Here is a 12,577-nt window from a genome sequence, read left to right as displayed (position 1 = left end):
GCCCGGATCCTGGTTATCTCAGCAATAAAGAAAATTTAGCTTTCTGCTTATTGATGCCGTTTGCATAAAATTGAATAAATTTAGCAAATCATCGCCTATCACTATTCCGTGACTTTCACAGGAGATGATTTCGTTATGGTTTTGTCGGTAATTATCTCTGGGGCAATAAAATACTAAGTGTATGTTTAAATATATAGCGACATGTTTTATTGCTTTAATTTTTGCCCCAAGTGTTTCCGGGCAAAAAAAGATGGACATTGCTACCATCAAACTCAACCTTGATAACCAAAAAAACAAAGTCGACACCAATACTATTAAGCTGCAAATACAATTAGGCAGCTATTATCTCAACAAGCAAGGCGACCACAAAGAGGTGTTGGATAGCGGCATCACCGCTTTCAATAAAGCCATACAAATGAGTGTTGCCATCCATTCGGCAAAGTGGCTTAACGAAGCTATGATGCTTAAAGGGACGGCGTATCTAAAGCAGGACAACCTGAAGCGGGGTAAAGCTGTTTTTATGGAAGTGGTTGGTTATTACCATAAAACAGGTGATCAGTACCAGGAAGGTAAAACCCTGGCCCGCTTAGGCGATAATATATCTATAGACAATACAGTTGCCATTCCTGATAAAATAAATAGTTATGAGCAGGCCCGGGCCTTATTTCAGCAAACAGATCATAAACTGGAAGAAGCCGATATGAACAAGAGTATAGCGGATATCCACCTCAACCAAAAAAAACTTGATCTGGCCGAAACCGAACTGCGCCAGGTACTGGCCCAGTACAAAGCAATAGGTTACAAAAAACTTCATTATACCTATCATTCCCTTGCCGAGATAAGCAAACAAAAGGTTGATCTGCATAACGAGCTTTTATATCGCCACGAGGTAATAAAAAGTATGAACGCCACGGCTGATACAGCTTTGGCCGATTTTTATTACGCCAAACTTGCATTGGTATACGCCGATCTGAATAAATATGACCAAAGCCTCCTCTACATTCTTAAGTCGGCAGAGATACTGAAAAGAAGAAAACAGTACGAAGATTTTTATGGGTATTTGAGCCTTGTTATTTATGATTTTATTAAGGCCAAAAAACCAAAAGAAGCTTTGGTATACCTGAAACAGGCGGTAATTGATGTGCCGCCGAAAATCCTGGCACAAAAGGTTGATATGTATGAGGCGTTTGGCAATATCTACGTTGCTCTGAAGGATTACCCCGAGGCCGAGCGATACTATCTGAAAATGATGGACCTATATAAGGTTACTAACTTTAGTAAAGACTTTTATACCACCAACGAGCAAATGGTTACTGATTTTGTGCATTATAACGAAACCATGGCCGGCTTTTACCTGCTTATTCAACAATATAAAAAGGCGGGCATTTATACAAAACAGATCTTATCGCTGCCATCAAATACCATCAGGCCTATCACACTCACCAAGATTCATAACATGCAGTTTCGGGTCGATTCGGCATCGGGCAACTATGTGGCTGCGATAAAACATTTCGAGATCCATAAACGCCTTGATGACTCGTTGTTTAACGCCATCAAAAACAAGCAGATAGAAGAGCTTGACATCAGATATAAGACGAATGAAAACAAGCAGTCGATAAGGTTTTTACAGGAACAGAGCAAGAATCAGAAAGCCGAACTGCAAAAGGTAAACATGCAGCGTAACATTACTTTTGGCGGTGTGGCTATGCTTATCATTATAGCAGGTTTGGCATTTAACGGTTACCGGCACAAGCAAAGGAGCAACCAGCAATTACAGCTAAAACAAACGGAAATTAATAATCAGAACCTATCGTTACAAATCCTGCTTAACGAAAAGGATGGCCTGTTAGATGAAAAGGACTGGCTGTTAAAGGAAGTGCATCACCGGGTAAAAAACAACCTGCAAATTGTAATGAGCCTGCTTAATACACAATCGGCATTTTTGAAGAACAACGCGGCACTTGCCGCAATCCGGGAAAGTCAAAACCGGGTACAGGCTATAGCGCTTATTCATCAAAAACTGTACAGTAATTCGGATGTGGCTTATATCGATATGTCGGTTTATATTAATGAGCTGATCAATTACCTGGCCGATTGTTATGATCCCGGCGATAGGGGAATTCGTTTTGAGCAAATGATACAGCCCGTTAAGCTTGATGTTGCCCAGGCGGTACCCGTAGGCCTGATACTAAACGAGGCCATTACAAACGCCATAAAATATGCCTTCCCTGTGCAGCGGGGCGAAATTAAAGTAGCCTTACAACTGGCCGAGGAAACCATTATACTCACCATAGCTGATAATGGAATAGGCTTGCCTGTTGATTTTGACATCCAAAAAGCAAGCTCATTGGGAATGGAAATGATGAAAGCATTAAGTAAACAACTGGGCGGTTGTTTTAAAATAGATAATTACGGCGGCGCGATAATTACTGTGGAATTCCGGGCCGAGAAGATGTTAAGTAATAGTGAACGAAAAACTTTTGCAGCTAATTAAAATATGAACAAAAAGATATTAATAGTTGAGGATGAATCGCTGGTGGCGTATGATCTGAAATTAATATTAACCCGTGCCGGTTATAAAGTTTGCGGCATTGCCGATTCTGTACCCGAAGCACTCGAGATCATTGACGAGCAAAAACCGGAAATGGTATTGCTTGATATATTTTTAAAGGGTAACCTGAATGGTATAGACCTCGCTAAGGTACTTACTTCAAAAAATATAGCATTTGTATACCTGTCGGCTAATTTTCAGGAAAGTATCCTGGAACGGGCAAAGGCTACGCAGCCCTATGGCTTTTTGGTAAAGCCATTCCGCGAAAAAGAACTACTGATAACCCTTGATGTGGCCTTTTATCGTCATCAAAACAGTATTGAATCAAAGTTGCGCCAGGAGCAGGCCCTGGAGCAGGTATTTAAAAATATTGTTGCCGAACCGATAAACTGGAAACAGAAACTGTTGAAAATAGCAATGAGTATCCAGCCGCATATACCGTTTGATTATTTGACCGTTACTACGAAAAATGGCACAGGTTTTCCTGATAATGCCATTTCATTTTTGCGCACCGGGTTTGATGAATACCAGGTTATAGGCGTAGATGAATTTGTAAACATCACAAAAACTAATAAAATACAGCTGAATCAGATACAGGATGACAGTCCACGGATCACCAAGGCTGATTTTTATAACGCCGCTAATTTTGTTAAGATCTGGCCTCAGTTTCCGGTTAAAAAACTTATTGCCCAGGTTTTTAATATGCAATCGTTTTTGGGACTGCCGTTGCTTTCGTCGGGCGGGAATGTTATTCAGTTTTCGTTTTATAGCCGTAAAACCGATTGTTATACCAATGACCATTTGATCTTGTTAGATCGCCTGCACAGGTCGTTATTGATGACGGTGGAGGAGATCATCCCGTTTGATGTGCCGGAGCCCTCACTAACCAGGGTTGATAAATTAAGCCAAAATCAATTGAGTGAAAAAAGCAAGGCAGCAGGCTTTAAAGATATTATCGGTAAAAGCCATCAGATGCTCACCGTACTCGACCACATTGGCATAGTAGCTCCGCTTGATACATCGGTATTGGTTTTAGGTGAAAGCGGGACAGGTAAGGAGCAGATAGCTAAGAGTATCCATTACCTGTCGCCCCGTAAAAACAAGCCTTTGGTAGTGGTAAACTGTGCCTCCATGCCGGCTACGCTCATTGAGTCCGAACTGTTCGGGCACGAAAAAGGTGCTTTTACCGGAGCTGTTGAAAAGCGTACCGGTAAGTTTGAGCTGGCCGATGGCGGTACTATTTTCCTGGATGAGATAGGCGAAATGCCGGCCGAGCTGCAGGTTAAACTTTTACGCGTGCTGCAGGAGCAGGAAATTGAGCGCATAGGGGGTAAAGGCCCCATCAAGATCAATGTGCGCATAGTTGCGGCTACTAACCGCAACCTTGAAAAAGAAGTTGAAGAAGGCCGTTTCCGGCTCGATTTGTATTACAGGTTGTTTGTGTTCCCGATCATCATTCCACCTTTAAGGGAACGCAAAGATGATATCCTGGTATTGGCTAATCATTTCCTGGCACGATACGCGCAAAAGATCGGTAAAGCGGTAACGGGGATCTCAGCAAATGTAATAGCACAACTGCTTGAATACCACTGGCCGGGCAACGTGCGCGAACTGGAACATTTTATTGAACGCAGTATTTTGTTAACGGATGGCCCGGTAATAAAAGACGCTTACCTGCCCAAGCTGCAGGGCAAGAAAGAAAATCCTGTGTACGCCGACATCGCGACCGGCAGATTGAAAACTATTGATGAGCATGCCCGCGATCATATTTTGGAGGTTTTAAAACGGTGCAATGGTAAAATAAGTGGCAAGGATGGGGCAGCATCTAAATTAGGTTTGCCGCCATCAACCCTGCATTCAAAAATGCAAAAGCTGGGGATAAAGAAATGGGAGTAAATGTTTGAAGGTAAACAGTATTTATTCATGAAAAACAATAGATCCCGGCGCGGGGCCGGGACTGTTTACTTTTCTAATGCCTGTTTAATATCCGCTATCAAATATTGAGGGTCTTCTAAACCAATATACATCCGGATTAATTGATGGTGATCGTTATCCGCCGAATATTCATCCTCACTAAAAGAGGCAATGGCCGGCACAACAAGACTTTCATGGCCTCCCCACGACACTGCAAGTAAAATATGTTGCAGGCTGTTGCAAAACCTTTCAATTTTACTAAATGAACTGTGCTTTAATATGAGGCTAAATAAACCTCCGCAGCCCTGCATTTGTTGGCTAACTAAATCGGCCTGATTGAATTTGGGACTAAAAGGCCAGATCACATCCTGTATAGCCGGATGAGAGGCAAGCCATTCTGTAATGATCTTGGTGCTTTCAAAGCTACGTTGCAGGCGGAGCGGGAGCGTTCTTAATCCCCGCAAAAGCAGCCATGCCGAATGGGGCGACAGGGCTGGGCCGGTATTCATGAACTCGTGCTCAAAGATTTTTTTAAGGATAGCCTTGCTGCCGGTAAGCACACCTGCCACAACATCCGAATGGCCGCCAATATATTTGGTAGCTGATTGCGCCACAAGGTCAACCCCCATTGATATGGGCTGCTGATAAAGGGGACTACAGTAGCTGTTATCAATCATGGTTGTGATGCCCCTTGATTTGGCAAAGCAGGTCACTTTCCTGATGTCCTGCAGTGCATAGCAAAATGTATTGGGGCTTTCCAAATAAATTAAGCGGGTTTGCGGAGTTGCTGCCTGTTCAAAATTTTCAAAAACCGTTCCGTCAATAAACGTTGTAGTGATACCAAATTTGGGTAGAAAGTCTTTAAATAACTTGATTGTCCAACTATATAGGTTATCTACCGCAATAATATGATCGCCTGTTTTTAACAGCGATAAAATAGGAACGCTTATGGCGCTGATACCGCTGCTAAATAACAGGGCATCTTCAGCCCCGTCTAACGCGGCAAGCTTTTTCCTGAGGATATTAAGTGTCGGATTTTGTCCCCTTGAGTACAGGCTACTTTCAAATTCGTCACTCATTGCCTCCCTAAGCCCGGCAACATCTTTAAAACTGAAGTTGCTTGATTGCATAATTGGCGGCGAAACGGCGTTAAAGTAGTTTTCTCTTTCCTCCCCAAGCTCATTTAAAATAAATGACAAATCCATAATTAAAATATAGTGTTAGGTTTTTGGCTTCGTTTTGTGATATAGTAAATAATAAGGCCGGCAATAAAAGCACAGATGCATATTAAAGCAGCCTGCGGGTTTTCAATAAAAATGCTGATAGTAACAAACCAATAAGTAGTAATAAATATGGCAGGTATAACAGGGTACCACTTCATAATATAGATGCCGGTATTATTGAGATGTTTGGTTTTGCGCCGTAAAATGAAGATCGTTATAGCTGCAGTTGAAAGGCCAATGGTATCAAAAAACATCACATAATTTAATATGGTTTGAAACGAATTGGCAAAAAACAGAACGATAAGCACCGCGCCTACAAAAAAGCTCAATCCAAACTCTTGTACCTGGGTTTGGCTGTTTACACGTTTAAAGCGAGCGGGTAATATACCGTCTTCGGCCATGGCATAATAAACACGCGGATTGGCCATAATATTAACGTTGACGAAAGCCAGTACCGAAACAAACATAAGCAGCGATACTATTTTATAGCCGGCTGCACCAAATAAAACCCCGGCAAGTGTTGCCGCTAACGTTGTTTTTTGCTGAAGCCCACTGATGCCTAAAACAGAATAATAGGCAAAGTTGATAAGCATGTATAATGATATCACGGTAGCTATTCCAAAAAATATAGCCTTGGGGATATTGATCTTCGGGTTTATAATATCGCCTCCAAAATTTATAGTTTGCTGGTACCCGCCATAGGTGAAAAATACAGCTACCAAACTTATTCCGAACGCACTTATATTGTTATTATTATGATATGCGATAACTTCTTTGGTAGTATTGATGTTACCTTTAAATACTGCCGCACACAAAATCAGGATCATGCCAATTTTAAAAAGTGTGAGTACGTTTTGAGTACGGGCACTCATTTTAATGCCCAGGTAGTTGATAATATATAAAACAACCACGGAAGTTATGGTCATGATTTTGATGCCCGCATCGTTTTGCAGGCTTTGTGGCATAATAATGGGGTTAATGTATTCCGCGCCTATAAGCGCCACGGCAGCAACAGAGGCCGCATTGCTTATTACCAGCACCCAATTGATCATAAAGGCAAAAGCCGGGTGAAAGCAGTACGAAAAAATCTTGTAAAAGCCACCGGTGGTAGGGTAGCGGGCACCAATTTCGGCAAAAGTGAGCGCCCCGCACAGGCTTACCGCTCCGCCAAGCAGCCAGGCCCCGAAATACAAAAGAGGTGTGCTTGAGTTTTTTGCTACTTCTGCCGGTGCCGCAAAAATGCCCATGCCAATTACGAGGCTCACAACAATCATTGAAAGATCAAAGCGGTTGAGTTTCGGCGTTATACTCATGAAGTTTTAAAATACCAATTAATCAGGGAAAACACAAAATCTAAATTTAGCATTAATTTGTCAGCAATTGATATGAGAAAGCTTTTATAACAGGCCTTCTGTTTTGATTTTTTGATGACCTTAACGAAAATTTATGACTGTTTTGTAATAAATTGTTGTTTAAAAGATCGAAAATGGAAGCCATACGCTATATTTACCAGTCCGGTTTTAAATGTTTATATTACAAGGTTAAAATATTGGCAATTAGCAAAATTAACTTGCCGGGTTTGATTGAAAAAAGCAAAAAGTTGAATTTTAACAGAGATACCTGTTTGACCAATTGCCGGTTTAACATAAAAATTGATAAGACTTTAAGATGCAGGGCATACTAAACCTTAAACCTGAATTTAAAAAACGATGATGAAAAAAAAGATATCCATTAAGGATATAGCCAAACTTACCGATACGTCAATAACTACTGTTTCATTTGTTTTAAATGGCAAGGGCCGTATTAGCAAAGAGATCAGTAAGAAGATATTGGATGTGGCCCAAAAAAATGGTTATGAACCTAATCGTATGGCGGTTGGTTTACGTACGGGTGTTTCAAAAGTCATCGGGCTGATAGTGGAGAGTATTGGCGGGCCGTTTTTTGGAGAGATGGCAAAGGTTATTGAAGAGGAGGCTGAAAAAGACGGCTATCGTATTATTTATTGCAGCACCAATAATAACTTGCAAAAAGGTAAGGATATGATCAGGATGCTGAGCCAGCAACTGGTTGATGGTTATATTATTACCCCGATGAAAGGGCTGGAAAAAGATATCCAGAACCTGGTTGATAATGAAAAGCCGGTAGTGCTCATTGATGGATATTTCCCGGGGACAAGCATCCCCCATGTCCTGGTTGATAATTATGCAAGCGCTTACAACGCTGTTGATTGTTTTGTACGATCGGGATATAAAAATATCGGGATGGTAACTGCCGACCTCGGGCTGATCCAGCTAAACGATAGGAGCCTGGGCTACAAAGCTGCTTTAAAAGATAATAACCTGAAAGAGAGCAGTAAGATGGTTTTAAAGGTCCCCTTTGATATGGACAAGAATGAGGGGGTGGAGGCTGTTAAAGCATTTATTGAAAAGCAAAAACAAATGGATGCTGTTTTCTTTACCACCAATTATTTGGGTACCATGGGTTTGCAGGCCATCAAAGATCTTAAGCTTAGTATCCCGGATGATTTGGCCGTGATAAGTTTTGATGATAATGAAGTGTTTAGTCTATACCCGCCGGGTATTACTACCATACAACAACCTACTTACGACATTGCAAAATCGGCAATTGATATTTTAATGGCACAGATCAATACCCACAAACTCGATGCTTCAAAAATTGATCTGAAGATCCCGTCGAAACTTATTGAGCGGGGATCGACCCTGTCGAAGGCCACAGCGTGACAATAGTTTAGTATTGGGTATACAGATATCCTTAGAAATCATTTGGTAAAACGTTTTATTTAGTTAGCTTTGAACACAGATGCTGCTCACCTGGTTAGTTAGAACCGGTTGGGATAGTTGGGGGGCTAACTCCATCATAGTTCAACTGCTTCATAGTTCTTTTTTGATAATATTGTTTAATTAATAAAACGCCTGTTGTTTGAAGAGCAACAGGCGTTTGTTTTTGAACAAATTGAAAGGAAACTATTAATAATATTACAGAGGAATATGTTTTAATGATAAAACGTTTTATCTATATTTGGATGGTTTTAATTATTATCAATCGCAAAAACCAAAACTATTCATGAAAAAAATATTTATTTTCTCACTATTCTTAATTTCGGGCTTGTTCATGGGATTGAATGCCCATGCGCAGGAAGTTTTTAAACAAAAGGACTATCAGGTAACTTTTATCAGCAAGGATGCCGCGTTTGGCACAGATTTGAAAGAGAGGCTGATCAAAACCTTTTTTGAAGTGTATCCAAAGCTTGCAAAGGAGTACAACAAAAAAACATCTAAAAAAGTAACGTTTGTTATCGATACTGCTTATGACGGCGTGGCTGCTACCGGTAATGACACTGTAGTGTTCAGCGCGAAATACATGACCAAACATCCGGGCGATATTGATGTGGTTACCCACGAAGTAATGCACATTGTACAGGCTTATGGCAACAGCGATGGCCCCGGATGGTTAACCGAAGGGATTGCCGATTATGCCCGGTTTAAATTTGGAGTAGACAACGCCGGGGCCAAATGGGCATTACCAGCATTTAAGTCAACCCAAAACTATGATAATGCATATCGCGTAACTGCACGCTTTTTGGTATGGGCAGAAAAAAACGCAAAGCCCGATCTGGTAAAAATACTTGATAAGCAACTGCGTGAGCATACTTTCACCAACGAGAGTTGGAAAAACCTAACAGGTAAAACAGTGGATGAATTGTGGGCCGCTTATGCTTTAAATCCCGCGGTTTAAACCGTTTGTTACAGGTATCTGTAACAAATACCACGTACTCCCATATTTAGCGGGCTGCTTTACATAAATTAGTTGCTTTGTTAAAAAAGATTACAAGGCCAGCGGCCACGATGCAGAATTTCCTCATATATAAGAGGAAACAATGAATATACTTTAGATTACAATGAGAAGATTACTTACAGCATTATTAATAGGTACGGCCGTTTATAGCCAGGCTCAAACCAAAACAGAAAAGCTGGTTGATTATGTTAATCCTATTATAGGTACGCAACGCATGGGGCATACCTATCCCGGAGCAACGGTACCTTTTGGTATGGTGCAATTAAGCCCCGAAACAGACACTGCCGGTTATGAAAAGGACGGTCATTACAATCCGGATGTATATAAATATTGTGCAGGATATCAGTATGACGATAAAACGATAGTAGGCTTTAGTCATACCCACTTCAGCGGTACCGGTCACTCAGATTTGGGCGACTTTTTAATTATGCCAACCGTTGGTGCTTTGAAACTCAATCCGGGTGTGGCCGATAAAACCGGTAGCGGCTACCGTTCGGGGTTTTCGCACCAGAATGAGGTTAGCGGGGCCAACTATTATAAAGTAAAACTTGACGCTAATAATATTACTGCCGAGCTAACTACCACAGCAAGAGTTGGTTTTCATCAATATACTTTCCCCAAGTCTGATCAGTCGCACATTATACTCGACCTCATGGCCGGAATCTATAACTACCCCGACAAAAACGTATGGACTTACGTTAAAGTTGTTAACGATTCAACAGTTGTAGGCTACCGTCAAACCAATGGCTGGGCCCGCACACGTACCTTATACTTCGCGATGGCATTTTCAAAGCCATTTTATCAGCATGGATATAAAAAATATGACAAGCGTGAGGTGTACGGTGGTTTCTGGGGTAAATTCAATCAAACCAAAAACTTCCCTGAAATTGCAGGCAGGCAAATCCGCAGTTACTTCGACTTTAAAACCGAAGAAGGGGAGAAGATCAAAATTAAGTTTGCCATATCTCCTGTAAGTATGGACGGTGCGCTGAATAATATGCGTACCGAAGCACCGGGTTGGGATTTTGATAAGGTAAAAAATGACGGCCAGCAGCTTTGGGAACAGGAACTGCATAAAATAGAGATTGTCGGAAGTAAAGAAACCAAACTGAATTTCTACACCTCTATGTACCATACCATGATCAACCCGACTTTGTACATGGATGCCGACGGACAGTACAAGGGGCTTGATCAAAATGCACACAAAGCCGATGGTTTTACTAACTACACTACATTTTCGCTTTGGGATACTTACAGGGCATTACACCCGCTGTTCAATATCATTGAGCCGAAACGTAACGCGGATATGATCCAGTCGATGTTGGCGCACTTTGATCAAAGCCCGGAGCATATGCTGCCGGTATGGTCAAACTCGGGTAACGAAAACTGGTGTATGAGCGGTTACCATAGCGTTGCTGTAATTGCCGATGCTGTAATAAAAGGTAATGTGAATTTTGATGCTAATAAAGCACTTGATGCCTGTGTTGCCACAGCCCGTCACCGCGATTATGAAGGGATTGGCGAGTATATGGATAAAGGATACATCCCCGATGAAAAAAGCGGTGTATCAGTGTCTTCAACCCTCGAATATGCTTTTGATGACTGGGCTATTGCTCAGCTTGCTAAAAAACTGAACAGGAATGACATTTACGAGGAATTCATTAAACGCTCGGGAAATTATAAAAACGTTTATGACCCTGCAGTTGGTTTTATGCGCCCAAAACTGGCCAATGGTTCATTCAGGACTAAGTTTGATCCGTTAAGCACCATTAACGAAGGTTTTATTGAAGGTAACAGTTGGAACTATACATTGTTCGCGCCGCAGGATCCCGAAAGCCTGATCAAACTGATGGGTGGCGATAAGCGCTTTGTACGTTACCTGGATTCATTGTTTACCATGAACCTGCCTGATAAATATTTTGCCGAAACAGAAGATATCACCCGCGACGGTATTATCGGTAACTATGTGCATGGTAACGAACCATCGCACCACGTAGCCTACCTGTACAACTGGACAAATAAGCCATGGAAAACACAGGAGCGCGTACGCATGATTTTACCAATGATGTACAAACCAACTCCTGATGGTTTAGGTGGCAACGACGATACCGGCCAGATGAGTGCCTGGTATATATTTACGTCCCTTGGTTTTTACCCAGTTGCTCCGGGTTCAGATCAATATTCAATCGGTAGCCCGGCTGTTGACCATGCGGTGATCAATCTGGATAACGGTAAAAAGTTTACCATCAATGTAAAAAATCAGAGCGCTAAAAACGTTTATGTGCAAAAGATGGTGTTAAACGGCAAGCCGCTTGATAAGCTATGCATCAGTCATGACGAGATCATGAATGGCGGCGAGATTACTTTTTATATGAGCGCGAAGCATAAGTAGTGATTGGAGGTTGGTGATTAGAAATTAGTTCTCAAATTAAAAGGGCCTTTCCGGGTTGGAAAGGCCCTTTTTGTTTAGATTTGCTATTCTTTTAATGGTTGTCATAATTAAGGTTTTGGGGTTGGGTTTCCTTAATTAATAATTAATACAGGAAGTAACAATAGGTGACCCTATGGCGAATAATGGCGGTTTTAAATTGAAAGGCTACTGGCAGCAGGTGTATTCCGGATTCGAACTGGCAAGAATGTATTGCTACATGCTTTTCAACCAGGGAGGTAATACCCGCTTACGACATCTTCCATTACTTATCTCCAAGGGAAGAAGTGTCTTACTAAGGCGCTAAGGTTGGTGTGCATGGTATGAATAACAAATTTCTTTTGTCTCAAATCTCATGTCTCACATCTCAAATCTATTTGTGAAAATATTTTTCATATTATTTTTTAATTTAAATATTGTTTGTATAATTGCATCATGAAAACAACAATATGTATACTGTGTCCATCACCCATACTGATTTATCAGAGGAGATAGCTATGTATATATAGTAAGTATATAACAACATTGAAAAATCCTCTTAGATAAAAACTAAGGGGATTTTTTGCTTTACAGGGTAGTATATCAATTGGTCAGATTACCACATTTGGGATGTGGAGGCTCCCGGTTCGAGTCCGGGTTACCCTG

The 12,577-nt window shown here is 41.3% G+C and carries 7 protein-coding genes and 1 tRNA gene; 6 read left to right on the top strand and 2 right to left on the bottom strand.

The window, feature by feature from the left end:
* Window positions 1-181 precede the first annotated feature (181 nt).
* Complete coding sequence (locus MusilaSJ_RS07740; RefSeq protein ID WP_274989432.1) at window positions 182-2,494, top strand: tetratricopeptide repeat-containing sensor histidine kinase; 2,313 nt, start codon at window positions 182-184, stop codon at window positions 2,492-2,494.
* Between the two features lie 3 nt (window positions 2,495-2,497).
* Window positions 2,498-4,447 (top strand): sigma 54-interacting transcriptional regulator, encoded by a 1,950-nt coding sequence (locus MusilaSJ_RS07735; protein ID WP_274989431.1) that lies wholly within the window; start codon window positions 2,498-2,500, stop codon window positions 4,445-4,447.
* A gap of 65 nt (window positions 4,448-4,512) precedes the next feature.
* On the opposite strand, the gene MusilaSJ_RS07730 is transcribed toward MusilaSJ_RS07735, so the two are convergent.
* Window positions 4,513-5,670: a trans-sulfuration enzyme family protein gene (locus tag MusilaSJ_RS07730; RefSeq protein WP_274989430.1), complete on the bottom strand. Its 1,158-nt coding sequence runs from the start codon at window positions 5,668-5,670 to the stop codon at window positions 4,513-4,515.
* Between the two features lie 2 nt (window positions 5,671-5,672).
* Entirely contained in the window at window positions 5,673-7,001 is a 1,329-nt protein-coding gene (locus tag MusilaSJ_RS07725; protein WP_274989429.1) for an APC family permease, read from the bottom strand.
* A gap of 396 nt (window positions 7,002-7,397) precedes the next feature.
* Here MusilaSJ_RS07725 and MusilaSJ_RS07720 point away from each other — a divergent pair, with 396 nt between their 5' ends.
* The 4 genes from MusilaSJ_RS07720 to MusilaSJ_RS07705 all read left to right on the top strand — a co-directional run bounded on the left by MusilaSJ_RS07720 (window position 7,398) and on the right by MusilaSJ_RS07705 (window position 12,577).
* Window positions 7,398-8,429, top strand: a complete 1,032-nt coding sequence (locus tag MusilaSJ_RS07720; RefSeq protein WP_274989428.1) for a LacI family DNA-binding transcriptional regulator — start codon at window positions 7,398-7,400, stop codon at window positions 8,427-8,429.
* A gap of 343 nt (window positions 8,430-8,772) precedes the next feature.
* Window positions 8,773-9,444: a basic secretory protein-like protein gene (locus MusilaSJ_RS07715; RefSeq protein WP_274989427.1), complete on the top strand. Its 672-nt coding sequence runs from the start codon at window positions 8,773-8,775 to the stop codon at window positions 9,442-9,444.
* A 163-nt stretch (window positions 9,445-9,607) separates the two neighbouring features.
* Window positions 9,608-11,896: a GH92 family glycosyl hydrolase gene (locus MusilaSJ_RS07710; protein ID WP_274989426.1), complete on the top strand. Its 2,289-nt coding sequence runs from the start codon at window positions 9,608-9,610 to the stop codon at window positions 11,894-11,896.
* 607 nt (window positions 11,897-12,503) lie between these two features.
* Window positions 12,504-12,577: transfer RNA gene (locus MusilaSJ_RS07705), tRNA-Pro, on the top strand.

The organism is Mucilaginibacter sp. SJ, from assembly GCF_028993635.1.
Taxonomy (GTDB): domain Bacteria; phylum Bacteroidota; class Bacteroidia; order Sphingobacteriales; family Sphingobacteriaceae; genus Mucilaginibacter.
Note: the sequence above shows the minus strand (reverse complement) of the source record. Positions and strands in the feature narration are given on the sequence as shown.

Excerpts from the sequence above, each read along its gene's own strand:
- MusilaSJ_RS07725 (WP_274989429.1), bottom strand. The coding sequence starts at position 7,001 with ATGAGTATAACGCCGAAACTCAACCGCTTTGATCTTTCAATGATTGTT.
- MusilaSJ_RS07720 (WP_274989428.1), top strand. The coding sequence starts at position 7,398 with ATGATGAAAAAAAAGATATCCATTAAGGATATAGCCAAACTTACCGAT.
- MusilaSJ_RS07715 (WP_274989427.1), top strand. The coding sequence starts at position 8,773 with ATGAAAAAAATATTTATTTTCTCACTATTCTTAATTTCGGGCTTGTTC.
- MusilaSJ_RS07735 (WP_274989431.1), top strand. The coding sequence starts at position 2,498 with ATGAACAAAAAGATATTAATAGTTGAGGATGAATCGCTGGTGGCGTAT.
- MusilaSJ_RS07730 (WP_274989430.1), bottom strand. The coding sequence starts at position 5,670 with ATGGATTTGTCATTTATTTTAAATGAGCTTGGGGAGGAAAGAGAAAAC.
- MusilaSJ_RS07710 (WP_274989426.1), top strand. The coding sequence starts at position 9,608 with ATGAGAAGATTACTTACAGCATTATTAATAGGTACGGCCGTTTATAGC.
- MusilaSJ_RS07740 (WP_274989432.1), top strand. The coding sequence starts at position 182 with ATGTTTAAATATATAGCGACATGTTTTATTGCTTTAATTTTTGCCCCA.